General features: G+C 67.3%; 26 protein-coding genes. 15 read left to right on the forward strand and 11 right to left on the reverse strand.

The features are described 5' to 3' along the window. Positions 1–26 precede the first annotated feature (26 nt). The 4 genes from NE236_RS30140 (at position 27) to NE236_RS30155 (ending at position 4,377) form a co-directional block, all read left to right on the forward strand. Positions 27–608 (forward strand): hypothetical protein, encoded by a 582-nt coding sequence (locus NE236_RS30140; RefSeq protein WP_252845577.1) that lies wholly within the window; start codon positions 27–29, stop codon positions 606–608. 68 nt (positions 609–676) lie between these two features. Further along, a complete protein-coding gene (locus NE236_RS30145; RefSeq protein ID WP_252845578.1) occupies positions 677–1,717 on the forward strand; it encodes an SRPBCC family protein in 1,041 nt (346 codons plus the stop codon). Positions 1,718–2,070: 353 nt separating this feature from the next. Beyond that, positions 2,071–3,252, forward strand: a complete 1,182-nt coding sequence (locus NE236_RS30150) for a ferredoxin reductase (protein ID WP_252845579.1) — start codon at positions 2,071–2,073, stop codon at positions 3,250–3,252. A 12-nt stretch (positions 3,253–3,264) separates the two neighbouring features. After that, positions 3,265–4,377, forward strand: a complete 1,113-nt coding sequence (locus NE236_RS30155) for a fatty acid desaturase family protein (protein WP_252845580.1) — start codon at positions 3,265–3,267, stop codon at positions 4,375–4,377. A gap of 195 nt (positions 4,378–4,572) precedes the next feature. Here NE236_RS30155 and NE236_RS30160 read toward each other — a convergent pair whose 3' ends face one another. Beyond that, positions 4,573–4,926 carry an STAS domain-containing protein gene (locus NE236_RS30160; RefSeq protein ID WP_252845581.1) on the reverse strand — a complete coding sequence of 118 codons (354 nt, stop codon included), beginning with the start codon at positions 4,924–4,926 and terminating at the stop codon, positions 4,573–4,575. A 123-nt stretch (positions 4,927–5,049) separates the two neighbouring features. Here NE236_RS30160 and NE236_RS30165 point away from each other — a divergent pair, with 123 nt between their 5' ends. Both NE236_RS30165 and NE236_RS30170 read left to right on the forward strand, forming a co-directional pair. Beyond that, entirely contained in the window at positions 5,050–5,397 is a 348-nt protein-coding gene (locus NE236_RS30165) for a helix-turn-helix transcriptional regulator (protein ID WP_252845582.1), read from the forward strand. Positions 5,398–5,433: 36 nt separating this feature from the next. Beyond that, positions 5,434–5,658 carry a hypothetical protein gene (locus NE236_RS30170; RefSeq protein WP_252845583.1) on the forward strand — a complete coding sequence of 75 codons (225 nt, stop codon included), beginning with the start codon at positions 5,434–5,436 and terminating at the stop codon, positions 5,656–5,658. A 151-nt stretch (positions 5,659–5,809) separates the two neighbouring features. Here the strand turns inward: NE236_RS30170 and NE236_RS30175 are convergent, their stop codons facing one another. After that, on the reverse strand, positions 5,810–6,031 hold the full coding sequence (locus tag NE236_RS30175) for a hypothetical protein (protein WP_252845584.1): 222 nt from the start codon (positions 6,029–6,031) through the stop codon (positions 5,810–5,812). 142 nt (positions 6,032–6,173) lie between these two features. Here NE236_RS30175 and NE236_RS30180 point away from each other — a divergent pair, with 142 nt between their 5' ends. From NE236_RS30180 to NE236_RS30200, 5 genes are all read left to right on the forward strand, one after another. Further along, complete coding sequence (locus NE236_RS30180) at positions 6,174–6,530, forward strand: ArsR/SmtB family transcription factor (protein WP_252845585.1); 357 nt, start codon at positions 6,174–6,176, stop codon at positions 6,528–6,530. Continuing rightward, positions 6,527–7,252 (forward strand): cation efflux transmembrane domain-containing protein, encoded by a 726-nt coding sequence (locus tag NE236_RS30185; protein ID WP_252845586.1) that lies wholly within the window; start codon positions 6,527–6,529, stop codon positions 7,250–7,252. The genes NE236_RS30180 and NE236_RS30185 overlap by 4 nt, the downstream gene beginning before the upstream one ends. A gap of 46 nt (positions 7,253–7,298) precedes the next feature. Continuing rightward, the gene (locus NE236_RS30190; protein WP_252845587.1) at positions 7,299–7,490 is read left to right on the forward strand and encodes a hypothetical protein; all 192 of its coding nucleotides are present in this window, start codon (positions 7,299–7,301) and stop codon (positions 7,488–7,490) included. 321 nt (positions 7,491–7,811) lie between these two features. Next, positions 7,812–8,456 carry a hypothetical protein gene (locus NE236_RS30195; RefSeq protein WP_252845588.1) on the forward strand — a complete coding sequence of 215 codons (645 nt, stop codon included), beginning with the start codon at positions 7,812–7,814 and terminating at the stop codon, positions 8,454–8,456. Positions 8,457–8,510: 54 nt separating this feature from the next. Beyond that, positions 8,511–8,720 (forward strand): hypothetical protein, encoded by a 210-nt coding sequence (locus NE236_RS30200; protein WP_252845589.1) that lies wholly within the window; start codon positions 8,511–8,513, stop codon positions 8,718–8,720. A 29-nt stretch (positions 8,721–8,749) separates the two neighbouring features. On the opposite strand, the gene NE236_RS30205 is transcribed toward NE236_RS30200, so the two are convergent. The 3 genes from NE236_RS30205 to pyrH all read right to left on the reverse strand — a co-directional run bounded on the left by NE236_RS30205 (position 8,750) and on the right by pyrH (position 11,814). Then, entirely contained in the window at positions 8,750–10,240 is a 1,491-nt protein-coding gene (locus tag NE236_RS30205) for an alpha/beta hydrolase family protein (protein ID WP_252845590.1), read from the reverse strand. A gap of 108 nt (positions 10,241–10,348) precedes the next feature. Further along, a complete protein-coding gene (locus NE236_RS30210) occupies positions 10,349–10,942 on the reverse strand; it encodes an ArsR/SmtB family transcription factor (protein ID WP_252845591.1) in 594 nt (197 codons plus the stop codon). Between the two features lie 134 nt (positions 10,943–11,076). Further along, positions 11,077–11,814 carry a UMP kinase gene (gene pyrH / locus NE236_RS30215; protein WP_252845592.1) on the reverse strand — a complete coding sequence of 246 codons (738 nt, stop codon included), beginning with the start codon at positions 11,812–11,814 and terminating at the stop codon, positions 11,077–11,079. Between the two features lie 348 nt (positions 11,815–12,162). On the opposite strand from pyrH, the gene NE236_RS30220 reads away from it, so the two are divergent. Both NE236_RS30220 and NE236_RS30225 read left to right on the forward strand, forming a co-directional pair. Continuing rightward, positions 12,163–13,746, forward strand: a complete 1,584-nt coding sequence (locus NE236_RS30220; RefSeq protein ID WP_252845593.1) for a hypothetical protein — start codon at positions 12,163–12,165, stop codon at positions 13,744–13,746. Between the two features lie 6 nt (positions 13,747–13,752). Further along, on the forward strand, positions 13,753–14,025 hold the full coding sequence (locus tag NE236_RS30225; RefSeq protein WP_252845594.1) for a DUF6406 domain-containing protein: 273 nt from the start codon (positions 13,753–13,755) through the stop codon (positions 14,023–14,025). A 34-nt stretch (positions 14,026–14,059) separates the two neighbouring features. Here the strand turns inward: NE236_RS30225 and NE236_RS30230 are convergent, their stop codons facing one another. Both NE236_RS30230 and NE236_RS30235 read right to left on the reverse strand, forming a co-directional pair. Continuing rightward, a complete protein-coding gene (locus NE236_RS30230) occupies positions 14,060–14,242 on the reverse strand; it encodes a DUF397 domain-containing protein (protein ID WP_252845595.1) in 183 nt (60 codons plus the stop codon). A gap of 18 nt (positions 14,243–14,260) precedes the next feature. Next, the gene (locus NE236_RS30235; RefSeq protein ID WP_252845596.1) at positions 14,261–15,157 is read right to left on the reverse strand and encodes a helix-turn-helix domain-containing protein; all 897 of its coding nucleotides are present in this window, start codon (positions 15,155–15,157) and stop codon (positions 14,261–14,263) included. A gap of 226 nt (positions 15,158–15,383) precedes the next feature. Between NE236_RS30235 and NE236_RS30240 the strand changes: the two genes are divergently transcribed. Then, positions 15,384–15,830 carry an ATP-binding protein gene (locus NE236_RS30240; protein ID WP_252845597.1) on the forward strand — a complete coding sequence of 149 codons (447 nt, stop codon included), beginning with the start codon at positions 15,384–15,386 and terminating at the stop codon, positions 15,828–15,830. 81 nt (positions 15,831–15,911) lie between these two features. Here NE236_RS30240 and NE236_RS44735 read toward each other — a convergent pair whose 3' ends face one another. The 3 genes from NE236_RS44735 to NE236_RS30255 all read right to left on the reverse strand — a co-directional run bounded on the left by NE236_RS44735 (position 15,912) and on the right by NE236_RS30255 (position 19,487). Next, positions 15,912–16,829 (reverse strand): HNH endonuclease, encoded by a 918-nt coding sequence (locus NE236_RS44735; RefSeq protein WP_252845598.1) that lies wholly within the window; start codon positions 16,827–16,829, stop codon positions 15,912–15,914. A 503-nt stretch (positions 16,830–17,332) separates the two neighbouring features. Then, complete coding sequence (locus NE236_RS30250) at positions 17,333–17,950, reverse strand: very short patch repair endonuclease (protein WP_252845599.1); 618 nt, start codon at positions 17,948–17,950, stop codon at positions 17,333–17,335. A gap of 184 nt (positions 17,951–18,134) precedes the next feature. After that, the gene (locus NE236_RS30255) at positions 18,135–19,487 is read right to left on the reverse strand and encodes a DNA cytosine methyltransferase (protein WP_252845600.1); all 1,353 of its coding nucleotides are present in this window, start codon (positions 19,485–19,487) and stop codon (positions 18,135–18,137) included. Between the two features lie 118 nt (positions 19,488–19,605). Between NE236_RS30255 and NE236_RS30260 the strand changes: the two genes are divergently transcribed. Further along, on the forward strand, positions 19,606–20,445 hold the full coding sequence (locus NE236_RS30260) for an Eco29kI family restriction endonuclease (RefSeq protein WP_252845601.1): 840 nt from the start codon (positions 19,606–19,608) through the stop codon (positions 20,443–20,445). A 323-nt stretch (positions 20,446–20,768) separates the two neighbouring features. Here the strand turns inward: NE236_RS30260 and NE236_RS30265 are convergent, their stop codons facing one another. Continuing rightward, on the reverse strand, positions 20,769–22,121 hold the full coding sequence (locus tag NE236_RS30265; RefSeq protein ID WP_252845602.1) for a sigma factor-like helix-turn-helix DNA-binding protein: 1,353 nt from the start codon (positions 22,119–22,121) through the stop codon (positions 20,769–20,771). Positions 22,122–22,125 lie beyond the last annotated feature (4 nt).

A 22,125-nucleotide genomic window follows, 5' to 3' on the forward strand; every position in this document is an offset into this window, starting at 1 on the left:
GTTGGCCTTGGACGGGGGAATTGATCATGAACGGCATCGTCATCGGCGTGGCCGTTGGTGTGGGTTATCTCCTGGGCCGGACGCGGAAGTTGAAGCTGGTGATGACCCTGGCCGCTGCCAGAGCGTCCGGCCGGCTCGGCAAGAACCCCGCCGGGCTGGTGAAGCAGGGCACCAAACTGCTCGGCTCCTCACCCGAACTCAAGACGCTCACCGACACCGTACGCGGACGGCTCCTTGAGGCGGGCAAGACGGCGGCGGTGGCGGCGGCCAGCAGCCAGATCGATGCGTTGAGCGACCGGCTCCAGGAACGCACCCGGTCGCTGAGCCGGCCGTCCATGCCCACCAGAGACGCGGACCAAGGGGACGAAGGAGCCGAAGAGGGCCGCTCAGGTCGGGTCGAGGCCGACGACGAGGAAGAAGGCTATGACGAGGAGCCGGTGGAGGGTGAGCGGGAGGAACGGCCGAGGCGGCGTCCGGCGTCCGCGCGCGAGCGGCCGCGCCCGCAGCACCGTGGGCAAGAGACCGAACCCGAAGACGAAGAAGGAGCGGAGCGGCCCCGGCGGACCAGGCCGGCGGGCGGGCCGCCCGTACGACGGACCCGGAGGTGAGACCTGTGACCGACCGACTCCAAGACACCGCCCACAGCGTCGCGGGCAAGGCACCAGGCGGGAACCTCATGCAGGACCTGCACACCGACCGTCTGACCGGCGAACTGCAGAAACTCCTGACGGCCGTGGCGATGCGGGGTACCACCTCACTGCTCGGCAAGGTCGAGGGCACCGCCGGACGGCTCACCGACTACTCCGAAAAGGGCGGCTCAGGGCTGTTTTCGGCGCTGACCGGAAACCCCGGGGGCGCAGGCCTGCTGTCGGCGCTCACCGGCGGGGGAGGCGACGGCGGTTCGTCGCTGAAGGACCGGCTGGCACCGGGCTTCAACGCGCTCAAGGCGTACGCCAAGACGAAACTCCAGCAGAAGCTGGGCAAGGGAGGCGGCGGTAAGGGCAAGAAGTTCAAGGTCATCAACATCGTCGAGACCCTCGACGTCGGCGTTCCGTTGCGCCTGGCCTATAACCAGTGGACCCAGTTCGAAGATTTCCCCAGCTTTATGAAGAAGGTGGAGAGCGTCGAGCAGGCGGCCGACGAGAAGCTCAACTGGAAAGCGCAGGTTTTTTGGTCGCACCGGACCTGGGAGTCGACCATCCTCGAGCAGGTCCCCGACAAGCGCATCGTGTGGCGCTCCAAGGGACCCAAAGGCTCGGTGGACGGCGCCGTCACCTTCCACGAGCTCGCGCCGGAGCTCACCCGCATCGCGCTGGTCCTCGAATACCACCCGCAGGGGCTCTTTGAGAAGACCGGCAACCTCTGGCGCGCTCAGGGCCGCCGGGCCCGGCTGGAGTTCAAGCACTTCCGCCGCCACGTCATGACACAGGCGATTCTGCGCCCGGACGAGATCGAGGGCTGGCGCGGTGAGATTCGCGACAGCCAGGTCGTCAAGGACCACCAGACCGCCCTGCGCGAGGAGAAGGCATCACCTGAAGAGCTCGAAGGACGCGAAGAGCCCGAAGGGTACGGCGAGTACGAGGGTGAGGGCGAACAGGTCGAGGAGCCGGAATACGCGGGCGAACAAGGCGAGGAGCACCAGGGCGAGGAGGAAGAAGATCGCGAACCCAAAGGCGCCGGCAAAGAAGAAGCGGTGCGAGCGCGGCGGGGAGGATGAGCCGCACCGATCGATGAGGGAGCCACACGCGACGGCCGTGCACCCGGCGCGCGGGCTTGGCAGGCCTCGCCCCCGGGCGGCGGGGCTCGCCGACGTCATCGACACGGCCCTGGGCCTGATTACCGCTGGCCCGACGCTGACATCGAGCGAATCCGCATGGCCTCCTCGACGCCTTGATTCACTACGTTCCGGATCTGACAGGGAGCGCCGAGCAGGTAACGGCTGAGGGTGGCCGGCTGCTGCCCGCGCCCCGCACGATGAGCGGCAGGTTGTCCCGGTTCGTCAGCTGGCCACGGGAAAAGGGCCAGCGTGCCGGGGTGGGTCGTGGTCGCGATGCCGGGTACCACGCCCTTATGGGGGCGGGTCCGATCGACGGGTGGGACCGGGCGGTGGACGTCCTGGTCGCGGAGGCTTCGCATGGCCGTTTTTGGGCGGCATCCGGCGCCGCGGTCGAGTCGGCTGTCCTCGGGGGCCTGGTGGGTGCCGTGCGGTGGCTGACCACGCCGCTATTTCCGGAGGACTATCTCTCGCTGGTGAACCCGCTTTGGTGCGGCCGGGAGCTGCGCGGCCGGATCGAGGCGATACACGCGGAGACCGCCGACGCGGCGACGCTGGTCATCCGTCCCGGCCGCGGCTGGATTCCACACAAGCCAGGGCAATGGGTGCGAATCGGTGTCGATATCGAGGGGGCACGTCACTGGCGGACCTATTCGCTGTCCGGCCCGCCGGGACGCCCGGACGGATGTATCACGATCACCGTCAAGGCGGTCCCGGACGGGCTGGTCTCGCGCCATCTGGTACGGCAGGCAGCGCCTGGCACGATCGTTGAGCTGGCCGGGCCGGACGGGAGTTTCGTCCTCCCGGAGCCGCCACCGCGGCGTCTGCTGTTCCTGACGGCCGGCAGCGGCATCACACCCGTTCGGGCGATGCTGCACGGCCTCTTGACCCCCGCGGCCGCGAGGGGCGGCGCGAAGCCCAGAGTCGCCGATGTGGTCTTGCTGCACTCGGCGCCCACGTCGGCAGATGTCATCTTCGGCGCGGAGCTGCGGGCCTTGACCGCGCGGTTTCCGAATCTGCGGCTGTATGAGCGGCACACGCGAACCGAGGGGCGGCTCAGGCCGGGCGACCTGCCGGACCTGTGCCCGGACTGGGCCGAACGCACGGCGTGGGTCTGCGGGCCGGCCGGAATGCTCCAAGAGGCCGAGGAGCACTGGGCCGGATCGCTTGATCGGCTACATGTCGAGCACTTCCGCCCGGTGCTGCCGAGGGCCGGGGGCGAGGGCGGCCGGGTCCGGTTCACCAAGAGCGGCCGGGAGACCGACGCCGAGGGCGGTACGCCGCTGCTGATCGCCGGGGAGGACGCGGGTGTCCTCATGCCGAGCGGCTGCCGGATGGGGATCTGCCACAGCTGCGTGGGGCGGCTCACCTCGGGGCAGGTACGTGACCTGCGCACCGGTCAGATCCACGGCGAGGCCGGCGACCTTGTCCAGACCTGTGTGTCGGCCGCCGTCGGCCCGGTCGAGATAGAGCTTTGACAAAGGAGGATCATGGCGACCACGGCCCGTCTCAGCCACGCTGACGTCGAGGAGTTCGGACGTGAGCTGGACAGAATCCGCGACGAGATCCTCGCAAGCCTCGGAAAGAAGGACGCACAGTACATCCGCGGCGTCATCGCGGCTCAGCGCAAGCTGGAGCTGGGCGGCCGCGTCCTACTGTTCGCCTCATGGCTGCCGCCCGCCTGGGTGGCCGGGACCGCGGCGCTGGCCACCGCGAAGATCTTGGAGAACATGGAGATCGGCCACAACGTCCTGCACGGGCAGTGGGACTGGATGCGCGACCCGAAGATCCACTCCACGACATGGGAGTCGGACATCGTGTCCCCGTCCGCCCAGTGGAAGCACTCCCATAACGTCGTCCACCACACCTGGACGAATGTGCTCGGCAAGGACCGCGACCTCGGCTACACGCTCTTGCGGGTCAGCCCGGGGCAACGCTGGCATCCGGTCTACCTGCTCCAGCCGATCTACAACGTGCTCCTCGCGCTGGTCTTCGAGTACGGCATCGCGCTGTATGACCTGGAGGTCGAACGCATACCGGCCGGGGACAAGAGCCTGAAAGAGACCTCGACCCAGCTGCGCGCCATCGCGGGCAAAGTACGGCGTCAGATCGTCAAGGACTATCTCGCGTTCCCGCTGCTGGCCGGCCCCGGCTTCGTGCCCGTCCTGCTCGCCAACCTCACGGCGAACCTGACCCGCAACGTATGGGCGCACACCATCATCTTCTGCGGCCACTTCCCCGAAGGCGCCGAAGTCTTCACCGAAGAACAGCTCGAAGGCGAGACACGCGGCGAGTGGTACGTCCGCCAGCTGCTCGGCTCCTGCAACATCGACGGCGGCCGCCTCCTCCACCTCATGAGCGGCAATCTGAGCCACCAGATCGAACACCACCTGTTCCCCGACATGCCGAGCAACCGGTACGCCGAGATCGCGCCACGAATCCGTGCCCTGTGCGAACGATTCGGACTCTCGTACACCTCCGGCTCACTGGCCCGGCAGACAGGCTCGGTCTACAAGCGCATCCTGCGACTCGCCTTCCCAGGACCCCGGCAGCACGCCGAACCGGCAGCGCCACCAGCCCCAGATCTCCAGGCGGTCATCTGAAGCACACCCATGCCATGCATCCTGGCCTGACCGGCTTCGGCGTACGTCACCAACATCGGCCACATGTGGGGCATCGCCGGCTCCGGCCACCCTCAGTGGCTCGTTCATGCTGCTCCGATCGCGTAGTTCGGCGCCACCGGGCGAGCGCGGCCAGCCCGAGTTTGATCTTCTGCGGCGCGGCCCCGTCCCGGGTCTTCAACAGGGCTCGGCCACGCCGGTCACCTCGGCGATCCGGCGGACAAGCGGCTGCATCGTGCCCTGTAGCCGTACCGATCCGCCGCGGGCTTCGGCGTAGACGCTGGCCGCCCGGACGGTGGCCAGCCCGGCGCAGTCGATGAAATCCAGCGCGGTGATGTCAATGAGCACCTCAGTGCGGCCATCACCGAGGTGAGCGAAGAGCGCGGTGCGCAGCCGGCCGGCGTTGGACGCGTCGACCTCACCGGTGAGGCTGATGATCACCTGATCGCCGGTGGCGGTGCTGGTGATCACCACGGTGGTGCGGTTGCAGCCCCCGCTCAGCGGGGACCGAGGCTCAGGGTGCTCCGACACATCCTGAGCATGGGCGCGCCCACCATAATTGTCAAAGCTTTCATGAAACAATATTCTGTAATCAGATATCAGACGACGCCGGTCGGGGCACCGGGCGGCACCGCCGGCGAATGAGGAGAGCATGTGAGCCATGCCGGCGGCACACCCGATGGCAAGCCCTGGACGTTCTTGACCAACCACGCCCGGGTGCTGACCAACATCACCCGTAACCCCAGCACGCGGCTGCGTGACATCGCCGCTGCGATCGGCATCACCGAGCGCGCCGCCCAGACGATCGTCAACGACCTGGAAGAGGCCGGCTACATCACCCGAACCAAGGTCGGGCGCCGCAACCACTACAGCGTCGATCCCAGCCGTCCGTTCCGGCACCCGGCCGACGCCGACCACCGCATCGAAGGACTCCTGGCCCTGTTCACCGATCACGACCACGACACGGCTACGGCGTCCCCCGCGCCACAGGACACCGAGTAGGAGGGGCAGTGGTGAGTATCCCGCCGCGACCCGGACATGCTGCTGTGCGAGATCGCCGCCGAACTTGGCATCACCGAGCGCGCCGCCCAAGGCATCTTCACCGACCTGGAAACCGGCGGCTACCTCACCCGCACCCGTACCCGCATCGGCCGCCGCAACCACTACATCCTCAACCCGCACGCCCCGCCGGCGACCGCATCGCCGAAGGACTCCTCACCCTGTTCGCCGGCCGAGAGAGGGGAGGGAACTGAGGCAGTCTGAAGGTCTGGAGAGAAGCACTGCCCCAGGGTCACTCCACCGTCGTAGGCGGCGACCACCTCACGTGCCGCCTCGACAACCTCGGCCCACCGGCGCGGCGTCAGCTACGACCTTGTACTTGGGTGCGGCTTCCGCTTAGCGACTGAGCCGCAGGTCAGCGCGCCACGATCACCGCTCGGGCCGCCCTGGGGGCCCCGGACTTGTAGCAACCGCCGAAAGTCCAACGACCTTCTCCGGCACCGCCACCACCCAGGCCGAGGCACTCCCACCAGACATCCTCGCCGATCTCGTACGCACCGCGATCGAGGCCCACCGCGACCCCGTCCTCCATCAACAGATGCTCGCCCGCGAAGACGCCGAGCGCCACGCGTTTCACGACCAGCTAAGCCGATGGGCGAACCACGGCTGGCCGCCCGCCGAGTGAGTACGTCCGCTGACCGGCCCGATCACAAGCCGCTGCTTGACTGATTCCTTCACCCGCTTATCATCACGGTATGGCGATTGATTCTGATTTTGGAATGAATTCGTTGGATGGGCTGGCGCCGGCGGCGGCGCTGTTCCACTCCCTCGCCGACCCGGTGCGATTGTCGATCGTGCAGCGGCTGGCGCGCGGCGAGGCCCGGGTGGTGGACCTGACCCGGGAGCTGGGGCTGGCCCAGTCGACGGTGTCAAAGCATCTGGGATGCCTGCGCGGGTGCAAGCTGGTGGACTACCGGGCCGAAGGCCGCCAGTCGTTCTACTTCATCGCCACGCCGGAACTGCTGGATCTGCTGCGCGCGGCCGAGCACCTGCTGAGTGCGACCGACCGGTCCGTCGCACTGTGCCCCACCTACGGCACCACCGCCACCGAGACGACCGGGGCGGTGAGACCGTGACCGCACTGACGCTCGGCCCGTCCCCGCAGCGCCGCGACGTGCTGGCCCGGCAGGTGCGCCTGCTGGTGGCCGCCACCATCACCTACAACGTCGTCGAGGCGATCGTCGCAATCACCGCCGGGACGTTGGCCTCATCCGGAGCGCTGCTGGCGTTCGGCCTGGACTCGGTCATCGAGGTCGCCTCGGCCGCCGCGGTCGCGTGGCAGTTCTCCGCCCGCGACCACCAGGCCGTCGAGCGGCGGGAAAGGACCGCACTGCGCATCACCGCCGTCTCCTTCTTCGCCCTGGCCGTCTACGTCACCGTCGACGCGGTCCGCGCCCTGCTCGGCGGCGGTGAGGCCCACCACTCGGTACCCGGGCTGGTCCTGGCCGCCCTCAGCCTGGTGATCATGCCGGGCCTGTCCTACGCCCAGCGCCGCGCCGGCCGAGAGCTCGGTTCGGCCAGCGCGGTCGCCGACTCCAAGCAGACCCTGCTGTGCACCTACCTGTCCGCGGTGCTCCTGGCGGGCCTAGCCCTCAACGCCGCGTTCGGATGGGCGTGGGCCGACCCCATCGCCGCCCTGGTCATCGCCGCGGTCGCGGTCAAGGAAGGCCGCGAAGCATGGCGCGGGGACGACTGCTGCGCCCTGCCCACCGCCGTCACCACCGCACCAGCCGAGGCCGGCGCGCCCGCCGGGTGCGCCGATGACTGCTGCGGCCACCAGACCGACAAGGAGGAATGATGATCGGCTTTCTCACCGCACCGATGCCGATCCCTGCAGACCCGGCGTGCTGGCGCTGGCCGCGCCCGCCGCGCACGCCGCGGAGTGGCACCGGGTCAGCACCTCCCAGACCTTGGCCGGCTGCAATCTGACCTTCATCGCCCTGGGCTACGGCGGCTGGCCCACCGACCGGCTCAAGTGCGAACTCGACGGGCCCTGGTCCCCGTGGCAGACCTACGGCGGCTACGTCTACTACTGATCCGCCCGCCCCGGCGGCGCATGACCGGGCGGCGGCCCAGATGAGCAGGTGCGGCCACCGCCCACGCCCCGGACGCGCTCGCCCTCCGGACACCACCACGCGCAGCCACATGGCTGCTGGGGCCGCGTAGCGGCCTCCCGCCGAGCGACCGGCCATCCCTTGGGGCCCCCGGTAGTACCGGCGGGCGAAATTTCCAACGGATACAGCTCCGAGCTGCGAAGACCTGGAGTGATGCCTATTCGCACACATTGTCAACACTGAGTAATGTAACTTACACTCTCGGTAATCATGCCGGCCGACAGACCCCGCAAGGAGCCCCCCATGCGTCGTGCCACCATCCCCATCGCCACCGCCCTGGCCATCAGCGGAGCCACCGCCTGCTGGCTCACTCCGCTCGCAACGGCCGCGACCAGCGCACCGGACCCCTCTGGTGGGATCCCCGCACCGGGCACCGAGGTCAGGCTCACCGAGAAGGCCACCGGCGTGGACCTGGTCTGCGCAGGCGCACATCACACCGTCGACCTGACGGGCCGCGCCAAGGTCCTGATCGGCTCCACGCACACCGCCAAAGGCCATCCGGTAGTCGAGGTAAAGACCGAAAGCGAGGACCTGACCGGCTCAAGCCCGCATCTGGGCGCCGTCACCGTCACCGAGACCGTCCCCGCCGAGGGCGCCATCATCGAGCACAGCGCCGCCCATCCCTTCCCCGCCACCGAGATTCTGGCGCTCCAGCTGAAGATCACCCTCGGCAAGAACCCGTGCGCCTCCCCGACCGGCCGCGTTGCCTACGAACCACTGATCCTCACGACCAGGGACCCGGCCAAGCTGATCGGAACCCTCACCCAGTTCCCACCCAAGGGCGACCTCTACCAGCTCCAAAACCCCGTCGACCTCATCGACCTGGAAAACCCCGACACCACCGTCGCCACGATCCAGAAGTTCCCGGTCAAGGTCGGCGGACTGTGACCAGGGGCGATCAGCCCGGTCTGAGGTAGCCGTCCCGCATGACAGACCGGCCCGGTGCCCCCTGCCTCCCGCAGGGGGCACCAGTCGCCGGCGACCGGCGAAACCGCCAACTTCGCCGCCGACATCATCGCCTGGAACGCCCGCCGCCCCGACCACGACGAGTCCCAAAGCCAAGCGACTCCCCTGATGACCTCCCACGCCGGCGAGTCCTTCCCGGCGTGGGGTCGCCTCTACAAGCTGGTCGCCGCACTGTCCCGCGACTGATCGGTCCGACGGCGCGACCAGGACGTTCTTCACCAGGCGAGGAGGCCCCAGTAGACCGCCCACGGGATGAAGATCGCTCCTGCCGCCACCACTGCGGCGACGCGGACGCGACCGCCGGTCGCCGGCGTACGCCGGTTCCGCCAGGTGGAGGTCGCGGTCACGACCGTGGCGACGGTGACGATGACGGCGAGGAGCTGGAGGATCAGCCACGAGAGCGGGCGACCGGCGACGACCGGGTCGCCCAGCCGCCCGCCTGCCGCAAAGACCGCGACCGTGGACAGCAGTGTTCCGGCGACGGTCACCAGACCCGTCGCCGCAAGCAGGCGGGCCGGGCGGCGGGCCGGGGCCGCTTCGGAGCGCCCGATGATCCGGCGCACGATCCCGGTGACCGGGTATCCGGCGAACACCAGCAAAAAGAACGCGATCGCCGCCCACTGAAGGCCGTTGGCCTCGTACCAGGCGCCGTTCGACGCGGCACGGCTGGTGAGCGCCTGCCGTGGGGGTGCGGCGGCGCTGGACAGCGGCGGATGGCCGGCGGCGACCTGGTGGATCCACGACGTCATCGTGTCCGCATAGCCGGGGGCGAGGGCACCCAGCGGATGACCGCCCAGCAGCGGACCGCCGAGATTGTCGAACCCGTCGGTCGTACGGTGGCCGTTGTGGCCTGCGCCGGCGACGAACCGAATGGTCACGTGGTCGTTCCCCGCGCGGGCGAGGACGCGTTCGAAGATCTGCGCGCTCTCTCGCGGCGGCACCTGGGTGTCGTGCTCGCCCCACAACGCGAGAACCGGCTGCCGCAGGCGCTGGAGTACGGGCACCGGGTCGTACCCGGCCTCTGGGAACAGACCCGCGCCGTCGACGAGGTGCGCCGCCGGGCCCATGATCGTGTCGAGAAGTGATCCGGAGACGTGCTCATGCCGTAGATGCACGGCAAGGTTCCAGGTCTGCGTGCGCAGCGGCGTACGGCCGGGGCCGCCAAGCGTGATCACGAACGCGACGTCCGAGGACCGCGACGCGGCCAGCGGCGCGACCCAGCCACCCTCGCTGAAACCCCACAACCCGACCTTCGCAGGGTCGACGCCGGGACGGGCCCGGAGGGTCCGCACGCCGGCGAGCGCGTCGGCGGCCAGGAGGGAGAAGTCGCGGTGCATCTTCGAGTAGCCGGTGGTCCGCTTGTCGTAGACCAGCGTGGCGATCCCGCCACGGGCGAACGCCTCGGCTTCCTGCGTGTATTCCTGCCGGGGCCCCGGACCCGAGCCGCCCACCAGAACGATGCCCGGAACGCGGCCCGTGATCCTGCTCGGTGCGACGACGATCCCGTGCAGGATCACGCCGTCGCCTCCGCGGAAGGAGACATCGGTACGGTTCAGGCCATCGCGGACAGAACGCGGACCGGCGGCGGCGTACGCGGCGCGAGTCGCCGTCACCGGTGACAGCAGGAGCATCAGAAGCGGCGACACCAGCAGGCCGATCGCCCACCTGACCGCGCGGACGCGGCGGGATTTGAACGAGAGCAGCACGACGTGCTCTCCTTTCTCTGGGATTCGTGTACGCGAAGACACGCCGCATGGGCGTGGTGACACGGACTCCGCTCACCGGGTCGCCGAGTGCCAGCTCGGCGACCCGGGTCATTCCTCGGAGTCCGCCGCGGGTTCGGAGGCGGCCGCCTCGGGGATGCCGAGCAGCCGGACATGCATCCGGCGTGCGCCGGGAGGCGTCTCCTCCGTCGATCGTGAGAAGCGGTAGATCAGCGCGATGTACTCCTCGAAGAACTCCTTCGTCTCATCGAGCGTGAGACGAAGGGTGGCGCGGGAGAACAAGAACGCGTCCGCCCACTCACCCAGCGCCTCAGGACTCGCCGCGAAGCGAGAGAAGAGCTCGAAGAGTTCGGCGAAGTTGTGCTGGACCATCTCCGAGAGCGCCTCGCGCACCTCCGGCGTCTGACGGCTGTAGGGCGGGAACCGCCGATCGCCGGGCACGGCGCGCCACCAGCGTTCCCGTCCCTTGGACAGCTCTGGAACCTCCTCGACGAAGCCGTACTTGGCGAGCTGCCTCAGGTGGTAGCTCGTCGACCCGGTGCTCTCGCCGAGCACCCGAGCGAGGGTCGCGGAGTTGACCGGCCCGTCGCGCAGACACTCCTCGATCTTGCGCCGTAGTGGGTGCACGAGCAGCCGGAGCGCCGCAACGTCGGTGATCTCCTTAGCCGGAGGGCGATCTGCCACTCGCAGATCATAAGCCCTTGCAAAGAGTCTTTGCAAAGACTCTTTGCAACTCCACAAGCGGCCGGCTCTGCCTCCGTTGCCGCCGTAGCTGCTCTCCCGCGACTGCCCCGCCTGAGCGGCCGCGGCGTACCGCGTCACGCGGTCGGAGCTCGATCGTCTCCGGTGATGCGGGTGCCGATGTCCTCCCCTTTGCAAATCGCGCTCATCGCGCCCACCGCAGCGACGTCGAAGACATGCATGAGCAGGCCCTGCTCATTGGCGAGGACGAAGGCACTCTCGTCCATGACCTTGACCCCGACGGTCAGCGCCTCCCGGTATGTGAGGTGGGTGAAGCGCCTGGCGTCGGGATCGATGTTCGGGTCGCGGTCATAAACCCCATCGACCCCCCGCTTGGCCACCAGGAGCGCGTCTGCCTCCAACTCCAACGCTCGCTGGACCGCCGGGTAGTCGGTGGTGACATACGGTTGCCCGATCCCGCCCGCCAGCAGCACGATCAGGCCCCGGCGCAGATGCCGGTCCGCGCGCAGCCGGATGAAAGGCTCGGCCACGCTCTGCATGGGGACCGCCGTCATCACCCGCACGTCCTCCTCGGACCGCGCCGTCAGCACCCCACGCAGCATCAGCGCGTTCATCACCGTGCCGAGCATCCCGATGTTGTCGGCCTCGGCCCGGCCGATGCCCCACCCATCGGCCATCCGACCCCGAAAGTAGTTGCCACCCCCGATGACCACGGCGAGCTCGATCCCGAGCTCATGCACCGATAGCAGCTCATCGGCCAACTGCGTCAGACTCGCCGGATCCGTTCCCCACCCCGACGGTCCCGCCAGAGCCTCACCGCTGAGCTTGACCACCACACGCGAATAGCGACGCACGACCAACGCCCTCTCCCAACGGGCCGCACGATCGGCGACCCGGCCCAGCCTACGAGAGCCGGGCCCTTTTCCACGGCGCCGCGCTGGCCTCCGCCACCCTCACCGACACCTGGACCGGCAAGAAAGTCACCGACCGCATGCGGCCGCATCTTCGTCCACCGGGTCGAAGCCGGACTGATCGCCCTTCGACCGTCCGGGCGACGCGACGCGCTCATCGCCGTTGCCATTCGTTGTTGTAGACAGCTCCGTTGCGCCCTGCTTGTCTTGTTTCCGACATGGTCAGGTTTTCGGTCAAGACAGCGACACCAGCGCCCGGGGATGGCGACGTGACGACCAGCGAGGCGACGGATGGCCATTGACCGCGTCAGCACCGGTTCTGACGCAGGGGCCGAGAAAATCGAGGAGAACCCTCCGACCGCACGGCGCCTGCCCCCACCCGATCGCCCTGGTCAGGAACCCGAAGGCGTGCCGTCCCGTCTGGAATCCCGCAGGGCGGTGGCCGCCCTGAACGAGCAGGCGGCCGAGAGACCGTCCGAAACCACCGACGCGGACGTGCCCGAGGCGACGAGTGAGCAGGGCTCCGCGGTCGCCGATCGGAACCCAGAATCACCTGTCACGCCGCAGTCGGCCGAAACGAGCGAGACCAAGGACAAGAGCCCTTCGGCCTCCGGACCATACGATGCGGATCGCGACCAGCCCCGCGTTGCGGATCCATCCTCGGCAGCCGACACGAGCGTCGACCAACACACGCCCGACGGAGCGGTTCCCACACGCGAGGTGGACGACGGCTCCGCGTCACAGGCCACGGACAAGTTCGTATCCCCACCAGAGGAAGCTCCCGGCGAGCGTAGGGGCGGTGTTCACGACGATCCCATTGGCGCGAGCGCCGAAGACGAGACAGAAGAGGACGACCGTCGAACAGCCAGTACGCCGGACGCCGCAGCTGAACAGCAACCCCTTGAGCGCACCGACAAACCGCATGAGGTGAAGCCTCCGGAGATCGTCGGCGACTACTACACGAACATCCCGCCGACCGCACAAGATCGATACCTTGTCCGCGACCAGGCCAACCCGGTGCCTGTCTTCGACGGCTCCCCGACTCGCGACCAAGCCGCCCAGGGCACGGTCGGCGACTGCGGCATTGTCGCCACCCTTGGCGCGGTGGCCGAGCACCGCCCCGACGCGATCAAGGACGCCATCAAGCAGGTCGGCGACGGTGAATACGAAATCGCCCTGCATGACATCACCGAAGCCACCCCCGCCGCCCCAGTCGCCCGGCCCACCGGAGATATAACGACTTATCGGTTGAATGACGAACTCCCCGTCAGGACTGACACCCCAACGCAGCCACCTGCCGGCATTCAGGCGGAATCATGCGGATGGCCTGCCCTCATCGAGAAGGCGATCGCCGCTGAGGATCAGACCTGGGATGCAGCCACGAAAGCCGGCTGGGAGCAAGCATGGACCACCTGGCACAAACCCGCAGTCGATCAAGACCGTGCGAACGCCGGGCTTGGGGCCTCCCCCGACGACCCGCCGATGGGCTACAACCGTCTCGACCTCGGTTCCACCGCGTACCAGCGGGCCGACCTACTCGCCAAGCTGACCGGCGAAGAGGCAGAGGTACGTCGCATCCCCGGCGAGCGGCAGGGCGAACAAGCGCTACTCGACGGCTTCCGAGACCAACTAAGCGCGGGCAAACCTGTGCTCGTCGGTACCCGCGGCCTCCGGGTGACCAATGAGCGACTCCCGGATGGGATTTATGCTGGGCATGCGTACGAAGTGACGAAGGTAGAAAACGACAAGATCCATATCCGCAACCCGTGGGGATATGATCATCCGGACCCAATGGATGCAAAGACCTTCTGGGAGTACTACCGCCGGTACAACCAGGACGGCACCCGCGGCGGCTACTACACAACGCTGAAGTGAGGCATGATGACTAGCGACCTCCCGGGCACGATCGAGCTGCACCAGAGCATCCCGCACCCTCTCGAGGGCGGAACAGTTATTGGCGGGAGCAGCTACCTTGATGATCAGGGTCGCTTGGAGGTCCGCCTGGCCATCAAGGACGACGCCGGCGAGCGCAGGATCCGGCACCACGAAGGGGATACCTTCGAATTCGCGGGTGCTACCTGGCGGGTGACCAAGGTGTTCGAGGCATATCCGGGTGGGCGGCCACGTGTCGCAACCCTCTCGAAGATCGAGTAGCCATCTTTGAGGCGCTAACCCTCACCTCGGTGTCCTATGAGGACGCTCGGTCATTATCCGCGACCGTCGGGGTCAGTCTCGCCACCTCGACACAGTTGCCTCCTTGCCCGCTCCGTATGCTCCGGCGCCAGGCGACGGAGACCTCAACGCAGTTACCCCCGTGACCGCTACGACGGCTCTTGCGCCAGACGTCGTAGGCAAGGCCCAGCCTCGTCATCACACGGGTCCTCTCTGGTCAGCTCACCTGCCTGCGCACCTCTTCGATCAGCGCCGCGGAGTCGCCAGTGTTCAAGGCCGACGTACGGAGGTGATCGAATACCACGCTACCTCGCGCCGTCTCGCCCGGCTTCTCCAAATACACGCAGCCCATGAGGTGCTCGATGTAGAGCACCTCCGGGTAGCCGTCGAACGCGAGAAGTACGAAAGGCCCATCGATCGCAGCGTGTACTCCCGCTCGATAGGGCAGGACCTGGATGCTTACGTTCGCGAGCCGACCGAGTTCGACGAGCCGGCCGAGTTGCTCGTGCATGATCTTGCTGCTGCCGACGATCCGCCGAAGGGCCGACTCCTCGACAATGGCCCATACATGCAGCGGCCGCGTCGACGTGGCGAGACGCTCTTGCCTGGCCAGACGCGCCTCCACTCCACGCTCGATGTCCTCCTCGTTGGATGACCAGGTACGGAAGATCGCACGCGCGTATTCCTCTGTCTGGAACAGACCGGGTACGAGCTGCGCCTCGTAGCCTCGGTAGGTGGCGGCTTCGGCCTCGAAGGCCAGGTAGTCGATGAACCCCTTCTTGACGTAGTCGCCGTACTCGTGCCACCAGCCCTTCTTACGGGCCTCCCTTGCCAGCTGGATGAGTTGGGTGCGCTTCTCGCCGGTGATGCCGTACGCCTCGCAAATCTCCATCACCTCGCCCGCGGTGATCCGCATCTTGGCGTTCTCCGTCCGACTGACCTTCGACTGTTCCCAGGCCAGCGCCCGAGCCGCCTGCTCTCCGGTCATCTTGGCCTCTTCCCGCAGGCGACGGAGCTCTCGAGCCAGCTGGCGACCACCGATCGTGGGCGTGTACGACATCTCGTCCTCACATATTGTTCCGAAGCGCTTGCGCTCAGTCATGATCTGGGTCACTGTAACCATACGACTACGGAGCGCTTCGTAGGACGGCTTCGAGGGAATCGCCGGCCGAACAAGCGCACCGGTCGTGCCGTGTGGCGGCGCGCTTGGACCAGCGCCGATTGCACAGCGGCGGAGCGGGCACCCAGGACCGCCCCGCCAAGCCGCGGCCCTGGGTTCGCGTGGGGCGAGGGACACCCCAGGGCCGCGGTCTCATCCGTCGCGAACAGGAGGGCTCGCCATGGACGTCTACCCCAACGGCCACGAACTGGTCTGGCGACGGGCATTCCCGGGCCTGGCCGAGTACGCCCACTCGGCCCGCGAGTTCGTCGCCTTCCTCCTCGCCGACCTGCCCGCCCTGAACGACGCAGTCCTCGTGACCGGCGAGTTGGTCGCGAACGCCCTGCGCCATACAGCCTCAGCCGAACCAGGCGGTCAGTTCGTCGTAGAGGTACGCCGTCACCTTAGCGGAGCGACCATCGCGTTAATTGATCAGGGCAGCCCCAAGGATCCCACAATCCCCGACGTCGACGACATGTCCGAGTGCGGCCGCGGCCTCTATATAGCCCAGGCGCTCGCGAGCGAACTGACATGGTCCGGGAGCCAGGCTGGCCATATATTCACTGCCACCTTCGAGAATTTCCACGATCGTCAGCCCTGGACCGACGCATCCGCGCAGAACCGCTGACCTCGCCTAAAGGCTTAAAACTCCTCCAGGAAACCCTCTGACGGGGTTGTCCTGATCAGCTGACGGATGGACGGCGGCTGATCAGGTAGCACGGTGCATATGCCAGTGTTTGGTTAGCCAGTTGATGTGCTCACCTGTAGCAGTGACCGCAAGGGACTTGCCGTGAAGCTGGGCGTACAAGGGATAGGCGGCAAGGCCGGGCGCGACGTCGATGGTCTTCGTGGTGGGGTTAAAGGCGATCAGACCAAGGTCGAACAGGCGGTGGACATCGCGGCGCAACAGGAGGCCAGCGCCTTTGTGGTGCTTGCCTGTCGCGGCGTAACTGTACAAGTGGGCGGCTTCTAGGGCTTGGACGGGCGTGGGTCCAGTGAAGGCGCAGACCTCGCCGAAGGTCGCGAGCATGGCTTCGCGGAAGGCAGGCTGCCCCACGCGCACGCGCACTGCGGCCTTCCGATGTCCGCCAGCGATGACCTCGCGGGTTCTGTCCAGGATGTCGAGCGGCATGTGGTTCTTGCCCGTCTCAATCCGTTTTCTGAAGGCGTCCCAACGCAGCCGACGCAAGCTCAACTGCGAGCTGGGCTTCTCACACAGCTGGCGTAGTTCGGCGCCGGAGACGCTGCCGTGCAGGTCAATCCAACCGGCTTCATGACGACTGCGATACGTCTTGACCGGAACCCGCCGCGTAGCCGGCTGGTCGAACTCGGTCCCACACTTCCAACACTTGTACTCGGGCGTCATCGTCTTACGTGAGGCGACGTCGGCCCTGCCGCAGGACGGGCAGGCTCGCAACTCCTTCTCTCCTGCGCCAACCTCGATCGCCTCGATGACCGACAGGCCGAGGAGGGTCTTGGTGTCCCACAAGGCGATCACATCACCGACGGCAACCGCAGCAGCGTTCGCCACGCGCTCGTCCCAGCTGTAGTGGCGGGAAGGATCGTCGTCGTACCCGTCACCCGCGCGCTTCCGATCCTCCACCGCGATCATCAACCAGGCCGCCACGCCCCGCCTCTCCCTGCAGATGACACTGCCTTACGATCAAGGTAGTCGAAGCCTCACGATTCATCAGAACCAGGGCTTACACGATGTCCTAGGTATATCACCTATAACGGACACGGTCATGCATGATGCGGGAGAGTTACGGTTTAGGTCAGCCGATTAATGTCGAGGCGCGGATGTGTAGCGATTTCATTCGCTGGCTCAGATCAGCCATGGCGGCTACGACGACACCAACTACACGCCGTTAGTCATCCTCGACGCGTCCACCGACGTCCAGGGGCACCGGGACAGCTGGATGCCAGCGCGCCAGCGTGCTGTATTTCGATGCCGTACGGAAGTTGGCAGCATCTGAAGCGAGCTCCGCGCTTTCAAGACAAGCCGATCCGGAGTACAGGGGCCGAACACAGCCCGCAAGCCTTGGCCTCAGTGCGACGCCGCTAACTCGCGGCCATGGGGGGACGACAGGATCGTCCTGCGCCGTTTGGATGACGCTGTCAATAACCTGATCAGTGGTCGCACGCTGTAGCGACGAGGTACGCCGAGCCGCGCTTTCGCCGGACGGCGTTCTCGATTCGAGTCGCTGCCTGAGCGAGGTCGTCATGCTCCCAAACGCGGATGACTGTCCAGCCAGCCGCCGCCAGCGTGTCGTTGGTCTCCGTGTCCCTTGCCCTGTTGTCGTCGATCTTATCCCGCCAGAAGTCCGCGTTCTTCGTGGCAGGCCGGTAGTGGTCCGGGCAGCCGTGCCAGAAGCAGCCGTCCACGAATACCGCGATGCGGGCGCCAGGGAAGACAAGGTCGGCTCTCCACCGGACATCGGCGATTGGCCGGGTGTCGACCCGGTAGCGCATGCCGCGGCGATGCAGCAGGCTGCGGAGCAGCAGTTCCGGTCTGGTGTTCTTGCCACGATTGCCGCGCATCGAGGCCCGCACCTCGAGCGACGACGCGGTCGACTCGGGTGGCAGCGTTTCTTCCGCCAGGAAACCCTTCGCTCGTGCCTGTCGCCATGCCTCAGCTAGATTTTGCCTGCGTGAGTCGAACTCGGCCTCGCAGACGTACTTCTCCTGGGTCTTGCCATCCTGCGACCAGCGCAGATAGGCGCGGATCCGCCGGGTGCGCCGGTACAAGCGGAGCGTGATCGAGGCGCGTGCGAGGCACCCATTGCCCAGGTCGACGCTGCGCCGACCGCGGCCGCCAGCGGCACGGTCTTGCTCCACTGCTGGCGCAACCGCGCCAGCTCGCCGCTTGTACGCGCGCTCGGGGGGCATCCGCTCTTTCCAGTGTCCCTGAGCCCCTATCTGCGGCATGGCTCTAGTGTCCCTCCGCAGCTAGGGCGTCGGCGACCGCCCTAGCGAAGAACTCACCGAGGACGACCGGAACCGCGTTGCCCAACTGTCGCATCTGCTCGCCGCGGGGGCCCGAACCGAGCCATTCGTCCGGGAAAGTCATCACGCGTGCGGTCTCTCGCACAGTCATGTAGCGGTGCAGATAGGTCCAGCCTTCCCGCGACGAGGCATCGCGGATCCGTTCGTCCAGCAGCATTACGGACTCGCCGCCCGGCACGCCGTGAACGCCCGCCTTGACCGTCTTCGCTGGACGGTCCAATTCGTTGGGGGTATGTCCCTTGTAGATTCGCGCTCCAGGCCATCCGATGTGATCGACGACGCCGATCTTTCGGCCGAAGTCGAATTTCTCGTGGAGGCGGTTCAGATCGACAGAGGGTAGCGCTGGGAGCTCCACGTCTGTGCCATAGCCCTGGATGGCGTCGCGAAGCGTGCGCCACGGCCGGCAGTCGTCTTCCTTGATCACCTTGGGAATACGCGCCCGTACTCGGTCACGAACGTGGTCGGGCACGTCCCAGTGACGCTGCCAGTAGGGTCCATCCTCGTCCCGCATGGATCGGAGCAGGGCCGACTCGGAGAACCTCCCTGTCCTGACGTACTTCTCGAAGGCTTCGACGTCCACGCCGAGGTCGGCCCGGAACGCCACGATAACGATGCGGTTACGTACTTGTGGGACGCCATAGTCGGCGGCGTTGACGGGGACCATCACGACTTTGTAGTGGTCTGGATCTCTGTCTTCATCAGACAACCGCGTGAGGATGCCCGTCAGGTGGGCATTGTGGTCCTGCCACCGGACCTCATCGTCGCGCTTCTCAAATGGAAGGCGCAACTCGTTCTGGATGTATTGGAAGTACTCGGCGAACGACGGCCGCAGTAGCCCTCTGACGTTTTCACAGATGACCACCTTGGGTCGCATCTCTCGCACGGCCTTGAACATGGCCGGGAACATGTTGCGCTTGTCCTCGTCGCCCTTCGCGACCCCACCGGCGCTGAACGGCTGGCACGGAGGGCCTCCGGCGAGGACGTCCACTTTACCCTTGAAGGCGCTCAGGCGCAGGTCACGTACGTCACCGGGGAAGAGGGGAGCTGGCTGCCCCGGCTGCGGCGGCTTCGGCCTCTCCTCCTCGCTGCGCTGCAGACCGTCGACGCCAAGGGTCTTCCGCGCGCTCGCGATGAGTGTCTCGCAGGCGCGGTTGTTGAACTCGTTGAACAGCAGCGGGCGGAAGCCCGCCTGGTGGACCGCCATGGCAAGGCCGCCGCCACCCGCGAACAGTTCAACGCTGGTCCGCGGCTTCTTTGCTTCTTCAGGCAGGTCAACCATGCGGAAACCATACCGCGGAGTTGGTGATCACGGCGAGCTTTCACTCGAATGAGTCGCCTATAAGTGAGCAAGACCATAGGGTTCGTGGTGATCAACGCGGCAGAAGGAGTCCAAGAGAATGGCGCAGGCGGCCAGGTCGGTCGGCCGTGGCACCTACCACGATGATTTCCGGCTGAGCATCACCAAGGCCCTTGGTGACCAGCTGGCCCAGGCGCTGACGCACCTCGGTCGCGCCCCGCTCGCCGAGCAGTACCTCGCCAGTCTCGCCGAGCGGCCCGGCGTCTACCAGCTCTACCTTCACGGTGACTTCGTCTACGTGGGCAAGGCTGATGAGTCCCTGCCCGGTCGACTGGCAGACCACCTACAGAAGCTCGCAGGCCGGCGCAACATCGACCTCCGCGACGTTACGTTCTCCTGCTTGTACGTCGATGAGGACTTCTCGGCCCTGGCGCCCGAGCGGCTACTCATAAGCCACCACAAGGAAATAGGCAACATACCGTGGAACAACAACGGCTTCGGCAATAAGGACCCAGGGCGTCAGCGCGACAGCACGGTCCTTAAGAAAAATCACTTCGACGTCGTCTACCCGATCGACCTGGACCGTCCCGTCGAGGACCTAAAGCCCGGACAGATCGCGCTGAGCGCCATCCTCAAGGCGCTCAAGAACGGACTCCCCTACAACTTCCGGTACGCCGAGCCGCCGCGCTCGAAGTCGACCTTCTTGACTGTGCCGCAGGCCGGTCTGTCTGCCGACGAGGCGTTTCAATTGGTATCCGAGACGCTTCCAGAGACATGGCAGATCGCCGCCCTCATGGGGTACGTGATCATGTACCCGGACTCTCCGAACGAGTACAAGAGCGCCTGGCGGTACTACCGGTCTGGCAGAGTGGCCGAGACCGAGCCCGAGGCGTCGCCCGGGGAGATCACCCAAGATGATCTCTTCGATGCTGGTGAGTGACCAGAAAACGCAGTAGTCGAACATAGCCCGCCCCGCGAGACCTCCCCGCAGACGGGTCGATCACCGATCAGGGAGCCATGCCCACCGAGTAGACTCCCGCGTCGTTCGACCCTCCCCTTCTGCTGCCGCTCTCGGAAGCTGACCTGGTACGTCCCGCCGTGGACAGTGAGCAGCGGCCTCGGCAGCCTGCGCTTCTTCGACACCGTGATCTCGCCATGGCGAGCGAGGGCGTGCTCAGCGAGGAGCCGGAGCAGCGAGAGGATCCGGGGGAGGACCTCCTCCGAGACCTCGAAGGCGCTGTGGTCCGCGGTGACGACGCCGCGTCAGACGTTCACCGTCGGCGGCGCAACGGGCCACGCTCGCCGCGCCGGGCAGGTGTCCGGCGCGCAGCCGTGGCCGACGCGCGCGGTGTCGTCGTCGAGGCGGAGGAGGACCGCGAGCACGCAGCCGTTGACGACCTCGAGTTCGAGCGCGTGGCGACGCAGGCTGGAGAACTGGGCGCTGCTGGTGCCGCGGCGGACGACGAGCGGCGAGTGGTCGCCGGGCGTCGTGAATGTGCGGCTCATCGGGGCCCGGCGCAGCTCGAGCCGCCAGGTCAGCCAGGTGTGCACGTTGACGCTGCTGCCGCGCAGGATGTCCCGGTTCACGGGGATCCGTACGCCGAGGACCTCGCCTTCAACGGCCATCGCGTCCGGCCGGACCGGTTCCTCCTCTTCGAAGGGGCGGGCGCCGCGGGAGACAAGGTCGACAAGGCCCTCGGGGGTCTCGCCGAGCTGGTCACTGAGCAGGCATTGCTTCAGACGCCACGGGGTGACCGGGTACAGCTCCGTCACCCTAGCGAAGAGCCGCGCCCGGGATAGGGGGCCCGACTCGGTGACCACCGCGACCATCGCCTCCACGGCGGTGGCGTACGTGGACGCACGAAGGTGCGTCCACTCGGCCAGGGCCCAGGTGCCCTCTGGGCGGATCTGCCGGAACCGGTCGTCGCGGCGCAGTGCCTCCCGCACGGCCGCGACGGTCGTCGCGGCCATCGGGGCGAGCAGCTCGTTGGCCCGGCATGGGCGCCCGGACTCCAGCAGCCACAGGTACGCGGCGTCGCGCCCCCGCGCCTTGCGGCGGACCCAGTGCCCGTCTGGGCTCAGGGCGAGCCGTGACTCGGAGTGGCTCAGGAGCGAGGCCAGAGGGAGACCCGAGGGCAGTCCGGCCTCGGAGGCCGCTCGGCTGAGGTCGTCGCCGCAGAAGGGCGCGGCGTCGACGAGACGGCGCAGGACGCCGCCCAGTGCACCGGGGTCGGCACTCCACCAGCCGCGGAGGGGTCCCGCCCACGTCCGCGGCGCGTCCAGTCCCGTTTCGGTCAGGAGCTCCTCCAGTGCCACGTGGTCGACGATCCCGAGCGCGGCGGCAAAGGCTTCTCGCGGGGCGGCCGGGCCCGCGCCTGCGGCGCGGGCCGTCTCCCGCCAGCCGTCCTGGACGATGTCCGCCATCTCCACGAGCCGTTTCCGCGCCCGATTCTGGATCTGGCGCGCGCGCTCGCGGCTCAGCCCGAGCGCCGCCCCGACTTCGTCCAACGTCCGACCCTCGGCCCGGCCCGTGACGACGGCACGCTCACGCTCGTCGAGGACCCCGGTCTCCCACGCCCTGGCCAGCCACTCGCCCATCGACCACTCGTCCTCCATCGGT

Source organism: Actinoallomurus purpureus (assembly GCF_024055795.1).
Taxonomy (GTDB): domain Bacteria; phylum Actinomycetota; class Actinomycetes; order Streptosporangiales; family Streptosporangiaceae; genus Actinoallomurus; species Actinoallomurus purpureus.